The sequence below is a fragment of the Streptomyces sp. CB00455 genome, from assembly GCF_001905445.1.
Taxonomy (GTDB): domain Bacteria; phylum Actinomycetota; class Actinomycetes; order Streptomycetales; family Streptomycetaceae; genus Streptomyces.
This window is the reverse complement of record NZ_LIVQ01000005.1, coordinates 163,508-181,370: the sequence shown is the minus strand read 5'-3', so window position 1 is coordinate 181,370 and position 17,863 is coordinate 163,508. Positions and strand designations below refer to the sequence as shown.

The following is a 17,863-nucleotide window of genomic DNA, read 5'->3' as shown; positions in this document are numbered from 1 at the left end:
TCCCCACCTTTTCTATTGCGATGTCAGACGGACCGCGGCAGCTTGACCACGGTGACGAAGAAGTCATCGATCTGCTGGATCGCCCGGATGAACTGGTCGAGGTCCACCGGCTTCGTCACGTACGCGTTCGCGTGCAGCTTGTAGCTGCGCAGGATGTCCTCCTCGGCTGCCGAGGTGGTGAGCACGACCACGGGAATGTGGCTCAGCTCGGAGTCGGTCTTGATCTGTTCGAGGACCTGCCTGCCGTCGTACTTGGGCAGGTTGAGGTCGAGCAGGATCAGATCGGGGCGCGGGGCATCGGCGTGCTCGCCCCGGCGGTAGAGGAAATCCAGCGCCTCCAGACCGTCCCGCACGACGTGCAGCGTGTTGCCGATCTTGTTGTCCTCGAATGCCTCGCGCGTCATGAGTTCGTCGCCGGCGTCGTCCTCGACGAGCAGGACGACCGCGGGCTCCGTCTGGTGGCGGGAGGTGGGCATGGTCACGGGGCACTTCCTTCGGTGGCCGCGGGTGCGGAGATCTGGGGCGGGACGCCGTCCGGTGCGGAGCCGGGGGCGGCCCCGTCGGCGCCGAGCACGGGCAGGGTGAAGAGCATCCGGGTGCCGACGGCGGGCGCCGGGTCGATCCAGATGCGTCCGCCGGCGTGCTCGACGATCTTCTTGCAGAGGGAGAGGCCGATTCCGGTGCCCCCGTAAGCCTCCCGGCCGTGGAGCCGCTGGAAGATGACGAACACCTTGTCGGCGAACTCGGGGGCGATCCCGATGCCGTTGTCGGTGACCGTGAAGGTGTGGAAGCCGGGATCGCTCTCGGTGTCGGTCCGCACGGCGATCTCCACGTGCGGTGGGCGCCCGGGAGCCCGGAACTTGACGGCGTTCCCGACGAGGTTCTGCCACAGCATGGTGAGCAGGGTCGGGTCGCCCATCACCTCGGGAAGCTCCTGCGGCCGCGTGATCTGCGCCCCGCTCTCCTCCACGGCGGCGGTGAGATTGCGCAGGGCCCGGTCGAGCGTGCCGCCGAGGTCGACCTGCTCGCGCGCGTCCTGCACGCGGCCCACCCGGGAGAAGGTCAGCAGGTCGTTGATCAGCACCTGCATCCGCTTGGCGCCGTCGACGGCGAAGCCGATGTACTGGGCGCCGCGCTCGTCGAGGCGGTCGCCGTAACGCTTCTCCAGCAGCTGGCAGAAGGAGGCGACCTTGCGCAGCGGCTCCTGGAGGTCGTGCGAGGCCACGTACGCGAACTGCTCCAGCTCGGCGTTCGAGCGCCGCAGCTCCGCCGCCTGCGCGTCGAGGTCCGCCGCCGTCCGCTCCAGTTCCTGCGCGTTGAGCCGGGAGGACGTCAGCTCGTCGACGGTCCGGCGGCGCATGGCCTCCACCGCGCGAGCGAGCGAGCGCAGGTCGGAGGGACCGCGCTCGGGGATCTCCTGGCCGAAGTCGCCGCCCGCGACCCGCCGCGAGGCGGCCCGCACCGCGCCGAGCGGCCGTACGACGCTCACGTGGATCAGGAGCGCCAGGCACATCCCGGCCAGCAGGAAGGCCACGACCACCGCCATCAGGATGTGGTCGCGCTCGGAACGGGCCTGCCCGAAGGTGGCGCGCGCCTCGCTCTGCAGCCGGTCCAGCTGCGTCTGCTCGGTCTTGATCAGCCGGCGCACCTCGTCGAAGCGCTCCTTGCCCGCCTGCGCGGACGGAGGGGTCTGCCCGCTGCGGGTCGCGGCGATGACGGGGGTCGCGAACTCGTCCCGCCAGGCACGGGCCGCGTCCTGCACCGCCTGCACGTCGGCCCGGGGGGCGTCGTCCTCGCCGAGCAGCGCGGACAGCTTCTTCGCCGCGCCCGCTTCGTTCCGTATGCCGCGCTCGTACGGTTCCAGCAGCCCCGGATCGCCGGTCAGCTGGTAGCCGCGCAGCCCGGTCTCCTGGTCCAGCAGGGCCGCTTCCAGTTTCAGGGCCTCCCGCTGTGCCGGAGCGATCTTGTCGACCAGCCGGTCACCGGCCCTGGTGGTCCCCGCCAGCAGGGCGGCGCCCACGGCGGCCGTGGTCAGGACCATGACGGCCAGCAGGGCGAGCGCGGCCAGGAACCACCCCTGCACGCTCAGCCCGCGGCGGGCTGCCGCCGGGCGGTCGGTCGGGAGGGCTGCTTGGTCAGGGGCGCTCACGAAGAGATGTTCCATTCGAGGTGGAGTACGGCGACGTCGTCGGCCAGCCCGCCGCAGTCCGCGGCGAGGCTGTGGGCGGTGTAGATCAGGGTGTCGACGAACTGCTCGGCGGGCAGATCGCCGTGGCGGCGGGCGATGTCGAGGAGCCCGGTCTCGTCCAGGCGCTCGGGGCCCGGGCCGATGCGGCCCTCGATCAGTCCGTCGGTGAAGAGCATCACGGCGCCGTCCGGGTCCACCGGGACCTCGGTGACGGGCCAGGCCATGGCCAGATCCGGCACGATGCCCAGCGCGGGCCCCCCGGGGACCTCCTCCAGGCGTACCCCACCGGAGGACCTCACCAGGAAACCGGGGTGGCCGGCGCGCTGCACGGAGATCCCGGTGGCGCCCGGCGAACGGGTGAGCGCGATCAGGGTGGCGAAGATCTCAGGTCCTGAGCGTTCCGCGACCAGGATCCTCTCCAGGAGATCCAGGAGCTCCTGCCCCCGCGCCCCGGCCATCACGAAGGCCCGCCAGGCCACGCGCAGGCAGACGCCCAGAGCCGCTTCGTCCGGGCCGTGTCCGGAGACGTCCCCGACGACGGCGTGCGTCGATCCGTCCGGGGTCTGGACGACGTCGTAGAAGTCCCCGCCCAGGAGCGCCTGGGCCCGGCCGGGCCGGTAGCGGGCGCAGACCGAGACGGTGTCGTCCAACAGGAGCGGCGTCGGCAGCAGACCGCGCTCCAGACGGGCGTTCTCCGCCGCGCGCAGTCTGCTCGTCTGCAGGGCGGCCGCGGCGAGCTCGGTCCGCTTGCGCTGGATCGCGTAGCGGATGGCCCGCATGAAGACGTCGGGCTCCAGGCGGCCCTTGACGAGATAGTCCTGCGCGCCGGCGGCGACGGCGGCAAGTCCCGCCTGTTCCTCCGAGAGGCCGGTCAGGACGACCACGGCGGCCTCCGACGAGCCGGCCAGCACCTCGTTCAGGGCGTCGAGCCCCTGGGCGTCCGGCAGGTGCAGGTCGAGCAGGACGCACTCGGGCGCCTCGGCCTTGAGCTGCGACAACGCGTGCGCCAGGGTGCGGGCCCGTCCGAGACGGACGTCGACCCCGCTGTCCGCCACCAGCTCCTCGACCAGCAGGGCGTCGCCCTCGTCGTCCTCGATGAGCAGGACGCGGGGCGGAAGGCCGCTCCACAGGGCCAGTGAGCGGTCCTCCTCGACCGACGAGGACGGCAGCGGCCGGCTTGCCACGTACGGCGCCGCGGGGTAGGCGAGGTGGTGGGACCCCCGGCCGAGCGCACTCTCCATGGCGTTGCAATTCCTTTCTCGCCACAGAGCGCGGAAGCCCGGCGGGCGCCCGGTCGCGTCCCGGGCGAGCTTAAAGTGATCATTTGCCGCAAGGCAACATTTTAACTGGTCAATAATCTCGGCACGACCACGCGGTGGTGCTCGACGGTCCGCTCCGACGATACGTCCGACCGCTACGCACTGTCGGACAGGTGTGCGCATGCCCCGGACGGTTCCGCTCCGGCAGACCTACGCCACGGGAGCCTCCGCGTCCGGACGGCCGTGCCAGTCGAGACAGACGACCATGGCGTCGTCGGAGGCCTGGATCTGCCCCCGGTGGCCGGCCAGCTCTTCGAGGACCGCCCGGGGAACCTGCGACGGCGGAAGCAGCCGGGTGTTCGTGATGGCCCGGGTCAGCGCGTGCAGCTCGTACGGCTCCCCGCCCGGAGAGGCGACGTCGTAGACGCCGTCGCTCAGGAAGAAGAGCCGGTCGCCGGGCAGGACCCGCAGGCGCTGGCAGGTGTACAGGGTGTCCTCGAACATGCCGAGCGGCAGTTGCGCCTCCAGCTCGATCGCCTCGACCGAGCCCTGCCTCAGCCGCCAGATCCGCGGTGAGCCGGCGTCGATGACGTCGACCTCACCGGTGCCCAGGCAGAAGCGCAGCAGGAGCATGGCCAGATGCCGGCGGCCCTGGTACTGGCCGTAGACGGCCTGATCCGCGAGCGAGGCCTGGCCCACGAGGTCGAGTCCGGCCCGGCGGGCGTTGCGCAGGGCGCTCACCGCGAGATTGGTCAACAGCGCCGCGTCGATCCCCTCGCCCATGCCGTTGTTGACGGTCAGCGTCAGGTGGTCGGCGGACGCCGACCAGTCGAAGCTGTCGCCGTAGATGGCGTAGGCGGGCTCCAGCTGCCCGCCGAGGTCGTACTCGGGCCGCGAGCACGAGCGCCCCGGAAGCAGCTGCCACTGCATCTCGGCGGCCAGCGTGAGCCGTGTCGCCCGCCGCGCCTGGAGGAAGAGGTCGGTGTCGCGCTCGGCGACGAGGATCTCGTGGGCCAGCGCGTCGGCCACGTCCTGGAGCTCCGGCAGGAGCGAGGACGAGTAGGTGTCCGCGGCGAAGCCCACGCTCAGCACCGCCAGCCGGTCTCCGCGCACGCTGACCGGGAGGTGGACGGTCACTGCGGCCGTCCCCGCGGCCCCGTCGGCGACCACGTGGGCCTTCTGCGCACCGAAGGCCCGGCCGGCCGCACTGGTGTGCACCGACAGCGGCTCCCGCGTGTAGGGCAGAGCGGTGACCGGCTGGAGTCTGGTCATGGCGTAATCCGCCATCAGCAGTTCCACGCAGTCCGCACCGTACCGCTCCGACAGTACGTCCTTGATCTTGTCGAACAGCTCGTGCGGCGCCGCACTGCGCAAAATGCGCTCGACTCCCTCGGGTTTTGCCACCGGCCCGGGTCCTGCCTCTCTCGATGCTGTCACTATGGGGTGCCATGAAGCCGCCGGTTCCGCAGGGGAAGGGCAGCTCGTACATCCGGTAGGGAGTGTCACATGAGCCAGGGCCCGATCCGCTCCCCCCGACCGCTCACGTCGGCCGTCGCGGAGATGAGCGGGCTGATCGAGCTGCTGGAAGTGGTGTGGGAGCGGGGCCGTGACACCGTCTGCGCGCCCCCCGTCTCCTCCGCGCAGGCCCGGGTCCTCTTCCTCATCGAGGGCAACGAGGAGATGAACCTGCGGACGCTCGGGAAGCTGCTGGGAGCGGCGCCGCCGTCCGTGACCCGGCTGTGCGACCGGCTCCAGGCCGTCGGCTTCCTGGAGAAGCACACCCGGCCCGAGGACCGCCGGGAGCTGCGGCTGGCGCTGACCCCGGCCGGCCGGACGTACCTGGAGCAGTTGCGGGCCCGCCGGGAAGCCGCGCTGACGGAGGCGATGGCCGCCATGCCGGCGGCCTCCCGGGCCGCACTGGCCACGGGCCTGGCGGACTTCAGCGCGGCGGTCGCCGCCCCGCTGCGCCTGCCGCCCCAGCGGGGCGTGGAGTCGCGCAGCGCCTGACCGGGCCGACGGCCGACTGCCCCTGGGCGTACGCCTGTACGGTCCGTCGCGGGCGCGGGTGATGATGCCGGTGCCCCGGGAGAGGGGATTGCGCCGACGGCCGCGGATGGTGGATGGTTGCCGAGGGGAAACTGTGTTGTGCCGTCCGACGTGAAGGGGTGAGGGGCCCGCACAGCGAGTCCTTGTCTATGGCCAGTTCCCCAGGGCGTTGTGCCCCGACGAGCCGCACCGTCACCGGATTCGCGATCGCAGCCGCTCCCTGCCCCGTCCTCGTCGTCGATCCGGACGGCGCGCTGTCCCTGGTGAACCAGGCGGCCGCCCGGATCTTCCCCGGAGCCCACGCCGGCGCCCTCCTCTGCGACACGGTGCCGCGCTGGCTCGCCGACGCCCACCGGCTCGTCGGGGCCGACCGGCGCACCACCGGGGCGGGGCAGGCGCTCGACCCCGCACAGGGCCCGGTCGGCGGCCGCAGCTTCGCGGCGCACCCGACCCGCCTCGACGACGGTGACGTCGCGTGGTGGTTCTTCGACGACACCGACCGCCGCGAGGCCGCCGCGTCCCTGGCCCAGGAGCGCCGGCGGACGGCGTTCCTGGGCCGGGCCTCCGGTGCGCTGCTGTCCTCGCTCGACGTGGACCGCTGCATGGCCGTCACCGCGCAGCTCGCGGCGGACCACATCGCCGACGGCGCCGTGGTGATCGGCCCCGACTCGGGCCGTACCGTGCCGGTCGTCTCCTGCCGCCGCGGACACGACCCCGAAGCCGGCCGGCTGGACATCGACCCCTCCCTCGTGCCCGGCCTGCCCGAAGCGCTCCAGGGCTTCCCGCCGGTCCCCTCCCGGTGGGCCGATGCCGCGGCGGCGCCGGCCTGGCTGGTGCCCGACGGACTGGGCACCGTGGGATCGGCGGTCGTCATCCCGCTGCCCGGACACGGCGTGCCCGCCGGAGCGCTCGTCCTGCTGCGCCGCCCGGACACCGCGTCCTTCACCGACGGTGAAGAGGTCTTCGCGCAGCTGTTCGCCGCCCTCGCGGGCGCCGCGCTCTGCGCCGCGCGGCTGTACGCCGAGCAGAGCGCGATCACCGAGACGCTCATGCGCGAACTGCTGCCCCCGGTCCTGCGCCACATCGACGGCGTCGAGTTCGCGGGCGGCTACCGGCCCTCGGGCGAAGGGGCCCGGATCGGCGGCGACTTCTACGACGTCCACCCCGCCACCGCCCCCGAGGGCCCCGAATCCTTCGTCGTCCTCGGCGACGTGTGCGGCAAGGGGCTGGACGCGGCCGTGCTCACCGGGAAGATCCGCAACACGCTCCACGCCCTGCTGCCCATGGCCCCCGACCACCAGCGGATGCTCCGCCTCCTCAACGGCGCACTGCTCAGCTCGCACCACACCCGCTTCGCGACCCTGGTGCTCGCCTCGGCGGCGCGCCGGGACGGCACCGTCCGGCTCCGGCTGACCAGCGCCGGGCACCCCCCGCCGCTCATCGTCCGCACCGACGGCCGGGTGGAAGAGGCACCGACGTACGGAACGCTCGTGGGGGCACTGGCGGAGGTCGAAGCCGTGACGGTACGGGCGGAACTCGCCCCGGGGGAAACCTGCGTGCTGTTCACGGACGGCTTCACCGAGGCCAGGGGCGGTCCCCTCGGGGCCGACCTGTTCGGCGAGGCGAGGCTGAAGCAGGCGCTCGCCGGATGCGCGGGACTGCCGGCGGAGGCGGTCGTGGCCCGCCTGCAGAAGCAGGCCGCCCAGTGGATCGGCGCGGGCCGGCACGACGACATGGCCGTCGTCGCGATCACCGCACCGCGCACCCACCACCTCAGCGCGGTGGGAGGGCGCGGGCCGGGCAGGTACACCGCATGACCCGCCCCGGCCGGGTGTCCAGCCGACGCGTGGACGGCACAGCAGCAACGCGTGGACGGCACAGCAGCGACGCGTGGATGGCCGCGTCATGCGGGGGTACACGCTCCTCACCTCTTCGAGAAGGAGCTGTTCCATGCTGGCCATAGCCGCAGCCGTGCTGTTCTTCATCGCATTCCTCATCAACGCCGCCGAGATCGCCACGAACGGCGTGTTCTCCTCCGGCAACGTCATGATCCTCGGCTTGATGCTCCTGGCCCTGCACCTGGCGGGCATCGGCAGCGGCTGGGGCGGCCGGGCCCGTAGCTGGGGCAGCCGGAACCGCAGACGCTGACCGCCGCGCGGCGCGGGCCGGAACTCCCGGACGGCATCCCGTCCTTCCCGGAGACCCGGCCCGCAGCTGTGTCCGGACGCGAACGGGCCCCCGCCGGTGCGTGGTTGGGCCGGTCCGGGGCAGACGCGTTGCATGACCGGAAAGAAAGTCCATCGGTTGCGGGACGTCAGCCGGCTGGTGGGACCGGATCTGCCGGCCTTTCAAAGGGCGGTACTGGAGTCGGTCCTGCGCCGGCACGCACCGCGGCCGGACTGCGGGACCCGGAGGAGGCAGCGATGAGTTGGACGACAGCGGCGGGCGAGGGCGTGACGGCGGCCCCGGTGTGGATGCACCTGGTGGTGATGGCGGTGGCCCTCCTGGTCCTCGCCTACAACCTGGCCAGGGACAGCAGGTAGCGGGCCCGGACCCGGGATCACCACGAGCCCGCTCCAGCCGGGGCGCACCGCGCCCGGCATCGAGACGTGGCCCGCGCCGGCGCTCGCGCACAGCCGGTTCACGTGTCGTTGAAGCTGCTCAGGTCCTCGTCCACACCGCGGGGGAGATGGTCGATCTCGGGGCGCAGATCCAGCATGCCGAGGAAGACGGCCAGCTCGGCACCGTCCCTCGCATGACTTGCGACGGTCCTGCGCGCGGCCCGGCGGGCCTGCCTGGCGCGCCCGGCGGCTGCGAATCCCTCATCGACACCATCCATGACGACGATCCGACCACGCCCGCGCGCCGCGCGCACGCCCCGTACGGCCGCTTGCCCCGCCGCCCCGCGGACACCCCTGGGCGGCGGCCCCGGCCCGGACTAACCGGCGACCGGGTACATCGACCCGCGCCGTCCCTCCGGCGAGGTCAGCCACTCCAGCTTCGCGGCCGTGTCCGTGCCCGGCACCGGGGTGTGGAGCACGATCGACAGATCGGGGCGGGCCGGGACGCGCAGCTGGGTCGACTCCACGTGCAGCGCGCCGACGACGGGGTGCTGCATCTGCTTGAGGAGCTGGCCGCCGGGCTGGACGTCCCGCCGGTCCCACAGCTCGGCGAAGCGGGGGCTGAGCTCGCGCGCCTCCTCGACCACCGCCTGGAACCCCTCGTCCTGCGGGTGCTCCGAGCAGGCCGTCCGGAACTGCGCCACCACGCGGCAGGCGATCTCCTCCCAATGCGGCGAACACGCTTTGTAGAGGGGATCGGTGAAGAAGGCGATCAGGCAGTTCTGCACGATCTCCGGACGCATCCCCAGCACCAGCGCCGCCGCGTCGTTGTACACCACGATGTTCCAGTACGCATCCATGATGTGCGCGGGGAACGGCATCCAGGCATCGATCAGACGCTTCAGGCCGTCACACATGTCCCGGTCGCCCGGAGCCACCTCCAGGGCCGGCGGATTGAGCCCCGCGAGCACGTACAGGTGCCGGCGCTCGGCGCTGGTCAGCCGGAGCACCCGGCTGACCGAGTCCAGCACCTGCGAGGACACCGTGATGTCGCGGCCCTGCTCCAGCCACTGGTACCAGGACACCCCGACGCCCGCGAGCACGGCGACCTCCTCGCGTCTGAGACCGGGGGTGCGGCGGCGGGCACCGCCGTCCGGCAGGCCGGCCTGCGCCGGGCTCACCCTGGCGCGCCTGCTCATCAGGAACTCGCGCAGTTCGCTCCGGCGGTGCCTGTCGATCGGTACGGCCACGAAATCCCCCCGTCGGCTGCCTGGTGGTACCGCCAACAGGATAAGTTCCCACTCTTCACGGGCAGTCCCGGGCCGCGAAGGTGGGGACATGGCGATCGACACACACACGACGACCCCCGCGCCGCACACGGCGGCCCCCGAGGACGAGCGGCTCTCCGGCCGGGCCAGGCTGGTCCTCTTCGTACTCTGCGCTGCGCAGTTCATGGTGGCGCTCGACTTCTCCGTACTGAACGTGGCCCTGCCCGCCCTCGGCAAGGACCTGGGCCTGAGCCGGTCCGCCCTCCAGTGGGCGGTCACCGCCTTCGCCCTGCCCTCCGGCGGCTTCCTGCTCCTGTTCGGCCGCATCGCCGACCTCTACGGCCGCAAGAAGCTCTTCCTGACCGGGCTCACCGTCTTCGGCGCGGCCTCCCTGCTCGCCACCTTCGCCTGGGACCCGGCCTCCTTCCTGACCGGGCGCGCCCTGCAGGGCCTGGGCGCCGCGGTCATCGTGCCGACCGGCATGTCCCTGCTGACCACGACCTTCCCCGAAGGCCCCCTGCGCGACAGGGCACTCGGTATCTCCGGCACGCTGCTGTCCCTCGGCTTCACCATCGGCATGGTGCTCGGCGGCGTCATGACCGACACCCTGGGCTGGCGCTCCACGATGGGCCTGCTCGCGGCCGCCGCGGTGATCGTGCTGCTCCTCGCGCCCGGACTGCTGCCCGAATCGCGCACCCCCGAGCGGCCGCGCCTGGACGTACCGGGCGCCGTCACCGTCACCGGCGGCCTGCTGGCGCTGATCTACGCCCTGTCGACGGCGGCCCAGCGCGGCTTCGGCGGCCCCGACGTCCGGGGCGCCCTGGTCGCGGGGCTCGCCCTGCTCGTCGCGTTCGCCGTGGTGGAGTGGAGGTCCCCGGCCCCGCTCGTCTCGCTGCCGATGCTGGGGCGGCGCACGGTCGCCTGGGGCAACATCGGTGGACTGGTGACCTTCTCGATGATGTCGACGGTCGTCTTCGTGCTGACCCTCTACCTCCAGGAGACCCTGGGCCTGTCGTCCTTCCGCACGGGTCTGGTCTTCGGCGTCCAGGGCGTCGCCTCCGTCCTCGCCGGGTCCTGCGCCCCCCGGGTCATCGGCCGCTTCGGCGCCCGGCGCACCCTGGTCGGCTCCCTCTTCGGCCAGGGCGTGTTCGTCGCCGCACTGCTCGCCGTGGGAGCGGAGTCGGGCGCGCTCACCGCGACCGTAGCCGTGTCGCTGGCCAGCATGTTCCACCTCGGCGCGATCATCTCGTACGGGCTGACGGTGACGAGCGGCGTGCCCGACGAGGAGCAGGGGCTGGCCACCGGGCTGGTCACCACCACCCAGCAGGTGGGCCTCACCGTCGGCATCCCCCTGCTGGGTGTCCTCGCCACGACGCAGGCCTCGCTCTTCGACGGGGTGCGGACGGTCCTGGTGATCGACGCGGCCCTGGTGATCGCCGCGGCGCTGCTGGTGGCTGTCGGCCTCGGCCGCCGGAAGACCTCGTAGCCGCGGCCCCGGGGAGCGGGGGTGGTGAGTCATGAGGGTGATGACGCGGACCGCCCCCCTTCCCCTGCCCGGCAACGGCGGCGGGCGGGGTTACCGTCGGCGGCATGGACGGTGATCGCCGAGGGCGGCGCGCGTGTTTGCTCAGCGGCGCGGTCTTCGCCGTGTGCATGGCCGGCACCACGCTGCCCACCCCCCTCTACGGCCTCTATCAGGAGGAGTTCGGCTTCTCCGAGCTCACGGTGACCGTCGTGTACGCCGTGTACGCCTTCGGGGTCATCGGCGTCCTGCTCCTGGCAGGCAACGCCTCGGACGCGCTGGGCCGGCGGCCGGTCCTGCTGGCGGGCCTGGCCTGTGCGGCGGCGAGCGCCGTCTGCTTCCTGTGCGCGAGCGCACTGGGCTGGCTGTACGCGGGACGGCTGCTGTCGGGACTTTCGGCCGGCCTGTTCACCGGGGCCGCCACGGCCTACGTCATGGAGCTGGCCCCGCCGCGGGACGCCTCCCGGGCCACGTTCGTCGCGACGGCCGCCAACATGGGCGGGCTGGGCTGCGGCCCGCTGCTCGCCGGGGTGCTGTCCCAGTACGCCCCCTGGCCCCTCCACCTGACCTTCGCCGTGCACCTCGTCCTCGTGGCGGCCTCGGCGGCCTGCCTGCTGTGGCTCCCGGAGACCGTACGGGAGCGGCGCCCGCCGAGTTCCGTACGACCGCAGCGGCCGGGCCTGCCGGCGCAGGTGCGGACGGTGTTCGGGCCCGCGGCGATCGCCGCCTTCGTGGGCTTCGCCCTGTTCGGGGTGTTCACCTCGGTCAGCCCGGCGTTCCTCGCGCAGTCCTTGCACATCGACAACCGTGCGGTGATCGGACTCTTCGTCGCACTGGCCTTCTTCGCCTCGACCGCAGGGCAGCTGGCGGTCGGCCGTGTCGGGGTGGGGCGTTCACTGCCGCTGGGCTGCGCCGTACTCCTGGCGGGGCTCGCGCTGCTCGCGGGCGCGCTGCGGTGGGAGCTGTCGGCGATGGTGGTGCTCAGCGCGCTCGTCGGCGGGGTCGGGCAGGGACTGGCCTTCCGCGGGGCGCTGTCGGCGGTGGCCGGTGCGTCTCCCGAGGACCGGCGCGCCGCGGTGATCTCGACCCTGTTCGTGGTGGCGTACGCGGGCATCTCGGTGCCCGTGATCGGGGTGGGGGTGCTCGTGGGACCCCTTGGCCTGGAGGGTGCGGGCCTGGTGTTCATCGCGTGCATGGCCGTCCTGGTCTCGGCCGCCGGCCTCTACCTGCTGCGCCGTCCGGTCCGCGCCGGGACCTGAGCCCCGGCGGGGCCGGCGCGGCGCCGGGAGGCGGCGGGCGCGGACGCCGGCGCCGCGGCGCCGGGAGGCGGTTCCGGGTCCGCCGGACGACGATGGAGGGGCACCGCCGGCCCGGTCGGCCGGACACCCCCGGGCGGCAGATCCTCCAGCCCGTGGCCGCCGGGTACGCGCCCGCAGCGGGCACGGTCTCCCACAGTGCGAGCGCCCATGAACGCACACATGCCGGTCGAGGACCTCATCAGCAGCGCCGCCCAGGCGGCGGGCGGATGGCTCGGCGCGCTGCCCGTGGCACTGATCGCCACCAGCGCCGACGGCACCATCGTGCGCTGGAACCAGGTCGCCCAGGACCTGCTGGGCTACGCGCCGCGACAGGTGCTGGGACGCAACATCGCCGGCCTCCTCCAGCCGGCCGCCGACCGCAGCCTGGGACGCTCCTTGTGGGAGACCGCGGCCGGCGGGCGGGGCGTGATGGGCACGGTCACCGCCTGGCACCACGACGGGCACCCCCTGGAGGTGGAGATCTGGGCGGCGCCCGTGCCCGACCGCCGGCACAGCGCGGCCACGGTGCTGGTCTTCGCCGCCGACGCGCACGCGGCACGGCGCATCCGGGGCTCCTCGGCGGTGTGGGAGGGCCTGTTCGCCCGCTCGCCCGTCGGCATCGCCATCCTCGACACCCAGCTGCGGTTCCTCCAGGTCAACGCCGCGCTGGAGGTGATGAACGGTCTGCCGGAAGCCGCCCACGTGGGACGGCGGCTGGCGGAGATCCTGCCCGAGGTGAACGCCGGGGAGATGGAGGCGGCGATGCGGGAGGTCCTGGCCGGCGGGGAGCCGGTGCTGGACCGCCGCCGGGTCGGACGCACCCCGGCCGAACCGGAACACGACCGGGTGTGGTCCTGCTCCTACGTCCGCGTGGAGGATCCCGCGGGCCTGCCGATCGGGGTCATCGCCACGCTCCTGGACATCACCGAGCAGCAGCGCGACCACTCGGAAGCCGAAGCGGGCCGGCGCCGGCTCGGCCTGCTCAGCGAGGCCAGCATCCGCATCGGGGGCAGCCTGGAACTGGAGCGTACGGCCCAGGAGCTCGCCGAGCTCGCCGTGCCGCGCCTCGCCGACGCCGTGACCGTCGACGTCCTGGGCGCGCTGGCCGACGACGACGATCCCGGCTCCGGCCTGACCGGTGGCGCGGCCCTGCGGCGCCTGGGCAAGGCCCCGCTCGGCTCACCGGTCGCCGACGTCCTGACACCGCTCGGCGGGTCCCTCACCTTCCCCGCCGCCGCCCCCTTCAGCCGGGCGCTCGCCGCCCGGCAGCCGTTCCTGGTTGCCCGCTTCGACGAGTGGAGCACGTCGCCCGCCGCCCGCCACTCCGGCGCCCCCGCCCGGCTGCTCGCCGCGGGCGTGCACTCGATGCTCATGCTTCCGCTCGTGGCCCGGGAGACCGTGCTGGGCGTCGCCACCTTCTACCGGGCCGAGCAAGCCGCCCCGTTCGTCTCCGACGACGTCACCCTCGCCGGGGAACTCGCCGCCCGCGCCGCCGTCAGCATCGACAACGCGCGCCTCTACCACCGCGAACACGAAACGGCGCTCATCCTCCAGCGCAGCATGCTGCCGCAGCACATCACCCCGCCCCCCGGCATCACGGTGACCCACCGCTACCTCCCGGCCAGCGACGTCAACGAGGTCGGCGGCGACTGGTACGACGTCCTCAGCCTTCCCGACGGCAAGGCGGCGCTGCTCATCGGCGACGTGATGGGCCACGGCATCGGCGCCGCCGCGGTCATGGGCCGCCTCGCCGCCTCCGTACGGGCCCTCGCCCGCCTCGACCTCACCCCCGTGCACCTGCTGCGGCAGCTGGAGGCGGCACTCAGCGACCTCGCCGAGCCGATGCTGGCCACCTTCCTCTACGTGGTCTGCGATCCGGCGACCGGCCACTGCACCATCACCCGCGCCGGCCACCCGCCGCCCGTCCTCGTCGAACCGGACGGCGCCGCCCGGATCCTGGACACCCCGCCCGGTGTCCCCCTGGGCGTGGGCGGCATCGACTTCACCCCCACGGATTTCACCCTGGTCCCGGGGAGTCTCCTCGTCCTGTACACCGACGGGCTCATCGAGGCGCGCGGTCACGACCTCGACGAACGGCTGGCCGAGCTGACCGAGCTGCTCTCGGGCCGCGACCGGCAGCTCGACCACATCTGCGACTCCCTGGTCACCCACCTCGTGCCCGTGGCCGCCGACGACGACATCGCCCTCCTCGTGGCGCGGATAGGGCACGGGTCGTGAGAGGCGGGCGCGCCCGCCCGGGAACCGCGCCGCCGGGTTCCGCGCCGGACCGGGCGTGGTGCGGCCGGGACGGGGTAGCGGCGTCGGTGGGGCATCACGGCACCAACCGCTGCGTGGAGAGGTGAGCGACATGACCGTTCCCGAGGAGACGGACGGGCCGGACAGGTCCGGGTCCGTGGCGGGAGTGCGTCCCCTGGCGGACGTCGATCGCGCGCTGGAGCGGCTGGCGCCGCCCGGGAGAGCGGCCGGGCAGTCTGCCGCCGGCGCGGCCGCCGCCTACCGTTGGGCCCTGGGCCGCACGGCGCGTGCCCCGGTCACGAGCGCTCATGCCCACGGCGTGCCGGACCTGGAGCTGCTGACGGCCGAAGTCGACGCCGCCATCGTCCAGTTGGGGGATCCCACCCTCCCGGTCGACCTGCGTGACTTCACCCTCGGTGTGCACGACGCCCTCGGCTGGGTCTGCGGGTACAACGACCAGCAGCCCTGACCCCGTGTGAGGCGGCGCGTGCGGGGCACGCGGGAGTCCGGGCGGACCCACGAGAAGGACAGCCGACGGTCCGCCGTCCGTACCGGAGGAGATGTATTCGCGTGACTGAGCATGTGTGGAGCTACAAGTCGACCTCGGGCTACCTGGCGGGCACCGACCTCACCGGCTTCAAGGTCGAGGCGACGGACGGCGGGATCGGCACGGTGGACGAACACTCCGACCAGGTAGGCGACGCCTACCTGGTGGTCGACACGGGAGTCTGGATCTTCGGCAAGAAGCTCCTCCTGCCCGCGAGCACCGTCGTCAGCGTGGACCCGCAGGAGCGGAAGGTCCATGTCGACCGCACGAGGGGCCAGATCAAGGACGCTCCCGAGTTCGACCGCGACCGGCACCTCGACGACCCCGTGTACCGCGACGAGCTGGGCGGCTACTACGGCACGGGCATCCCCTTCGGGGGGCGGCCCGCCTGAGCGTTCCCCACGGACGACCACCGGGGCCCCCGGCCACTCCAGGCCGGGGGCCCCGGTGCGTCCCGGTCCGGTGGCCGGGCCGCGGCGGCACGGTCGGCCGGGGGCGCCGACGGATCCGCGTCGGACGGCCCGCCACCGGGGGGACCAAAGTCCCGGTGGGTGCGGCGGCGTACGGGGCAGGGGGACGGGGGGACCGCCGCGCGGGTATGGACGGGCCCCGGCGCCCGGGACCGGGCCGCCCCGACAGGCCGTCCGTGTACGAGCCCCCGCACACCACAGGGGGCTCCGTACGACGGCTCAGACCACTGCTCCGGAGGATGTTCGGCCATGCAGCGTTTCGATGCCCCGGCGGCCCGCACGGGAGCCCGCCGGACGGCCCTGGCCCTCCCCTGGCTGTTGTGGGCGGCGACGGTCGCGGCCGAACTGTGGACCGGGCCCGGAACACACCTGGGCCCGCTCCTCGCCGCGGTCCCCGCCCTCGCGGCGGCCAGCCACGCCTGGCCCCGGGTCCTCGTCTTTGGCGCGCTGTCCGTCGTCACCCTGGCGGCCTTCCGCTGGTGGGGCCCGGTGCCCCGGCCCCCGGTCCTCGGCGTGCTGCTCGCCATCACGCCGAGGACCGGGGGCCGGGGCACCGGCGGCCGCAGCCCGCGACCGCGAGCACGAACGGCTGGAGCGGCTGGAGCGGCTGCGCTCCACCGTGGGCAAGGTCCAGCGGGCCGTACTGCGCGAGCTGCCCGACCAGGTGTGCGGGTACCAGGTCGCCGGCACCTACCGGTCGGCTGATCCCGAAGCCCGGGTCGGGGGAGACTTCTACGAGGCACTGGCCACGCCGTACGGGCTGCGGGTGGTCCTCGGTGACGTGTGCGGCAAGGGTCTGCCGGCCGTCGATGCCACCGTCACCCTGCTCGGCGCCTTCCGGGAGGCCGCGTACCAGGAGGCGGACCTCACCGACGTCGCCCGCCGCATGGACCAGTCGCTGCTGCACCGGCAGGAGGCGACCGGGGACGCACGCTTCGCCAGCGCGCTCCTCGTACAGGCAACGGCCGGAGGCAGGATGACGCTGGTCAACTGCGGCCACGTACCGCCCCTGCACATCGAACACGACGGGCGGGTCCGGGAGATCCCCCTGCCTGCGGGACTCCTCCTCGGACTGCCCGACAGCGGACGTCACCTGCCGCCCGCGACCGCGCACACCCTGCCGTCAGGGGCCTGCCTGCTGGCCGCGACCGACGGCATCACCGAGGCACGCGACCCCGGCCGCACCTTCTTCGACCTCGTTGCGGCCGTCGCCCGGCACCCCCACACCGGCGCCCGCGACCGCATCCGGACCCTGCTGGACGAGTTGCACCTGCACACCCGGGGTCACCTCAACGACGACGTCGCAGCTCTCGCCATCGCCTGCCCGGAGCAGGTACGGGCCGGGACGGCGGACCGGCAGGCGCCCCCACCCGCGCCCACCGCGGCCGCCGGATGACGCGCGCCGTACCGCCCCGCCCCGGCCCCCCGGGTCACTGCCCGGGCCGGGCCGACCGCAGACGGGAACGGTCCTGCTCCTGGCCCGCCGTGCCCTCCCGGATGGTCTGGGCCCGGTCCATCTTCGCCCAGCCGGCGCCGCCCTCGGCATTCACCTCGTCGCGCACGTCCCTGATGCCGTAGTGCCCGAACAACCGCTCCTCCTCGGCCACGGAGAGCACGCTCCCGCAGTCCAGCGCCGCGCACGGGGCCTGCTCGATCACGGCGACGGCATACGGGACCACCAGTCGCCCGTCCTCCAGCACCGCCTCGCGCAGCGGGACGAAGACGCCGCCCAGACCCGAGGCCCGATCGGTGATCCGCGCCCATTCGGGCCGGCCGGTGGTGTCGTCCACCAGGACGTAGTCCACCGCCCCCACGCGCTGGCCCTGGGCCGTGTGGGCCGCGCATCCGGTCACGGCCACCAGCTGCTCCTGAGTGATCACTGCTTGCTCCTCACCTCTCTGCCGCGCGCACTGTCCCCCGTCGGCTACCCGCGCAGCCCCCTGAGAAGCACGGTTCCGGGGCCGGATCTGCGCCGGGAGCGGCCGGAAAACACCGAATGCGCGGGCGGACCGGGGGTAGGGCGCGGCGCGGGCGGGCAAGCGCGCTCCATGAACGCTCTGAGCAGATGGGAAGACGCCGTCGAGCGGTGGGAGGACGCCCTGCTTGCCCGGGTGTCGCCCCGTGAACCCGTCGAACTGATCGAAGCCCTGCGCCGCGAGTGCGACGAGCAGGCGGTCGTGTGCAGCCACCGCCGGGTCGTGGTGCCCAACGCCTACGAGGTGGAACTGCCCCCGGACGTCCACGGACAACTCGCACCGCACGCCGACGGCATCGGGCTCCAGCTGACCGACGCCCTGGCCCGGCACGGCGAGGCGCGGGACTACGAGTGGGCCGGTCCGCTGACGGTACGGCTGCGCGCCTCGGAACACCTCGGCGACAGCCGCTACCGGGTGGCCAGCGCGGCCATGCCTCACATCAGCGCGGACGCGTTCCCCGGCTGAGGCCCGG

17 protein-coding genes are annotated in these 17,863 nt (G+C 73.4%); 10 read left to right on the top strand and 7 right to left on the bottom strand.

The features are described 5' to 3' along the window. Positions 1-23: 23 nt before the first annotated feature. From AMK16_RS21035 to AMK16_RS21020, 4 genes are all read right to left on the bottom strand, one after another. The gene (locus AMK16_RS21035; protein WP_073918829.1) at positions 24-476 is read right to left on the bottom strand and encodes a response regulator; all 453 of its coding nucleotides are present in this window, start codon (positions 474-476) and stop codon (positions 24-26) included. A gap of 2 nt (positions 477-478) precedes the next feature. Further along, entirely contained in the window at positions 479-2,149 is a 1,671-nt protein-coding gene (locus AMK16_RS21030; protein ID WP_338014463.1) for a sensor histidine kinase, read from the bottom strand. Beyond that, positions 2,146-3,429 carry a PP2C family protein-serine/threonine phosphatase gene (locus AMK16_RS21025; protein WP_107417205.1) on the bottom strand — a complete coding sequence of 428 codons (1,284 nt, stop codon included), beginning with the start codon at positions 3,427-3,429 and terminating at the stop codon, positions 2,146-2,148. The genes AMK16_RS21030 and AMK16_RS21025 overlap by 4 nt, the downstream gene beginning before the upstream one ends. 228 nt (positions 3,430-3,657) lie before the next feature. After that, positions 3,658-4,851, bottom strand: coding sequence for a PP2C family protein-serine/threonine phosphatase (locus AMK16_RS21020; protein WP_073918100.1), 1,194 nt, complete (start codon positions 4,849-4,851; stop codon positions 3,658-3,660). A 102-nt stretch (positions 4,852-4,953) separates the two neighbouring features. Between AMK16_RS21020 and AMK16_RS21015 the strand changes: the two genes are divergently transcribed. The 3 genes from AMK16_RS21015 to AMK16_RS21005 all read left to right on the top strand — a co-directional run bounded on the left by AMK16_RS21015 (position 4,954) and on the right by AMK16_RS21005 (position 7,641). Then, positions 4,954-5,454, top strand: coding sequence for a MarR family winged helix-turn-helix transcriptional regulator (locus AMK16_RS21015; protein ID WP_073918098.1), 501 nt, complete (start codon positions 4,954-4,956; stop codon positions 5,452-5,454). 188 nt (positions 5,455-5,642) lie between these two features. Further along, complete coding sequence (locus tag AMK16_RS21010) at positions 5,643-7,310, top strand: PP2C family protein-serine/threonine phosphatase (protein ID WP_079191629.1); 1,668 nt, start codon at positions 5,643-5,645, stop codon at positions 7,308-7,310. Between the two features lie 133 nt (positions 7,311-7,443). Continuing rightward, positions 7,444-7,641: a hypothetical protein gene (locus AMK16_RS21005; RefSeq protein WP_073918096.1), complete on the top strand. Its 198-nt coding sequence runs from the start codon at positions 7,444-7,446 to the stop codon at positions 7,639-7,641. Positions 7,642-8,134: 493 nt separating this feature from the next. Here AMK16_RS21005 and AMK16_RS21000 read toward each other — a convergent pair whose 3' ends face one another. Both AMK16_RS21000 and AMK16_RS20995 read right to left on the bottom strand, forming a co-directional pair. Then, a complete protein-coding gene (locus AMK16_RS21000) occupies positions 8,135-8,332 on the bottom strand; it encodes a hypothetical protein (protein WP_073918094.1) in 198 nt (65 codons plus the stop codon). 99 nt (positions 8,333-8,431) lie between these two features. After that, positions 8,432-9,253 (bottom strand): helix-turn-helix transcriptional regulator, encoded by an 822-nt coding sequence (locus AMK16_RS20995; RefSeq protein ID WP_073918821.1) that lies wholly within the window; start codon positions 9,251-9,253, stop codon positions 8,432-8,434. 139 nt (positions 9,254-9,392) lie between these two features. Between AMK16_RS20995 and AMK16_RS20990 the strand changes: the two genes are divergently transcribed. From AMK16_RS20990 to AMK16_RS20965, 6 genes are all read left to right on the top strand, one after another. After that, positions 9,393-10,808: an MFS transporter gene (locus AMK16_RS20990; RefSeq protein WP_073918093.1), complete on the top strand. Its 1,416-nt coding sequence runs from the start codon at positions 9,393-9,395 to the stop codon at positions 10,806-10,808. A 104-nt stretch (positions 10,809-10,912) separates the two neighbouring features. Next, on the top strand, positions 10,913-12,103 hold the full coding sequence (locus AMK16_RS20985; RefSeq protein WP_073918091.1) for an MFS transporter: 1,191 nt from the start codon (positions 10,913-10,915) through the stop codon (positions 12,101-12,103). A gap of 207 nt (positions 12,104-12,310) precedes the next feature. Continuing rightward, positions 12,311-14,380: a SpoIIE family protein phosphatase gene (locus tag AMK16_RS20980; protein WP_073918089.1), complete on the top strand. Its 2,070-nt coding sequence runs from the start codon at positions 12,311-12,313 to the stop codon at positions 14,378-14,380. Positions 14,381-14,510: 130 nt separating this feature from the next. Continuing rightward, positions 14,511-14,867: a hypothetical protein gene (locus AMK16_RS20975; protein WP_073918087.1), complete on the top strand. Its 357-nt coding sequence runs from the start codon at positions 14,511-14,513 to the stop codon at positions 14,865-14,867. A 101-nt stretch (positions 14,868-14,968) separates the two neighbouring features. After that, on the top strand, positions 14,969-15,337 hold the full coding sequence (locus AMK16_RS20970; protein ID WP_073918085.1) for a PRC domain containing protein: 369 nt from the start codon (positions 14,969-14,971) through the stop codon (positions 15,335-15,337). A 697-nt stretch (positions 15,338-16,034) separates the two neighbouring features. Beyond that, on the top strand, positions 16,035-16,811 hold the full coding sequence (locus AMK16_RS20965) for a PP2C family protein-serine/threonine phosphatase (protein ID WP_073918083.1): 777 nt from the start codon (positions 16,035-16,037) through the stop codon (positions 16,809-16,811). 34 nt (positions 16,812-16,845) lie between these two features. Here the strand turns inward: AMK16_RS20965 and AMK16_RS20960 are convergent, their stop codons facing one another. Next, on the bottom strand, positions 16,846-17,295 hold the full coding sequence (locus AMK16_RS20960) for a PRC-barrel domain-containing protein (RefSeq protein ID WP_073918081.1): 450 nt from the start codon (positions 17,293-17,295) through the stop codon (positions 16,846-16,848). Positions 17,296-17,463: 168 nt separating this feature from the next. On the opposite strand from AMK16_RS20960, the gene AMK16_RS20955 reads away from it, so the two are divergent. Then, complete coding sequence (locus AMK16_RS20955; RefSeq protein ID WP_073918079.1) at positions 17,464-17,856, top strand: DUF3662 domain-containing protein; 393 nt, start codon at positions 17,464-17,466, stop codon at positions 17,854-17,856. Positions 17,857-17,863: the final 7 nt, after the last annotated feature.

What these genes read in the sequence shown, in the direction of transcription:
- AMK16_RS21005 (WP_073918096.1), top strand. Translation starts at nt 7,444, where the DNA reads ATGCTGGCCATAGCCGCAGCCGTGCTGTTCTTCATCGCATTCCTCATC.
- AMK16_RS20980 (WP_073918089.1), top strand. Translation starts at nt 12,311, where the DNA reads ATGAACGCACACATGCCGGTCGAGGACCTCATCAGCAGCGCCGCCCAG.
- AMK16_RS20955 (WP_073918079.1), top strand. Translation starts at nt 17,464, where the DNA reads ATGAACGCTCTGAGCAGATGGGAAGACGCCGTCGAGCGGTGGGAGGAC.
- AMK16_RS21015 (WP_073918098.1), top strand. Translation starts at nt 4,954, where the DNA reads ATGAGCCAGGGCCCGATCCGCTCCCCCCGACCGCTCACGTCGGCCGTC.
- AMK16_RS20985 (WP_073918091.1), top strand. Translation starts at nt 10,913, where the DNA reads ATGGACGGTGATCGCCGAGGGCGGCGCGCGTGTTTGCTCAGCGGCGCG.
- AMK16_RS21010 (WP_079191629.1), top strand. Translation starts at nt 5,643, where the DNA reads ATGGCCAGTTCCCCAGGGCGTTGTGCCCCGACGAGCCGCACCGTCACC.
- AMK16_RS20975 (WP_073918087.1), top strand. Translation starts at nt 14,511, where the DNA reads ATGACCGTTCCCGAGGAGACGGACGGGCCGGACAGGTCCGGGTCCGTG.
- AMK16_RS21000 (WP_073918094.1), bottom strand. Translation starts at nt 8,332, where the DNA reads ATGGATGGTGTCGATGAGGGATTCGCAGCCGCCGGGCGCGCCAGGCAG.
- AMK16_RS21035 (WP_073918829.1), bottom strand. Translation starts at nt 476, where the DNA reads ATGCCCACCTCCCGCCACCAGACGGAGCCCGCGGTCGTCCTGCTCGTC.
- AMK16_RS20995 (WP_073918821.1), bottom strand. Translation starts at nt 9,253, where the DNA reads ATGAGCAGGCGCGCCAGGGTGAGCCCGGCGCAGGCCGGCCTGCCGGAC.
- AMK16_RS20990 (WP_073918093.1), top strand. Translation starts at nt 9,393, where the DNA reads ATGGCGATCGACACACACACGACGACCCCCGCGCCGCACACGGCGGCC.
- AMK16_RS21025 (WP_107417205.1), bottom strand. Translation starts at nt 3,429, where the DNA reads ATGGAGAGTGCGCTCGGCCGGGGGTCCCACCACCTCGCCTACCCCGCG.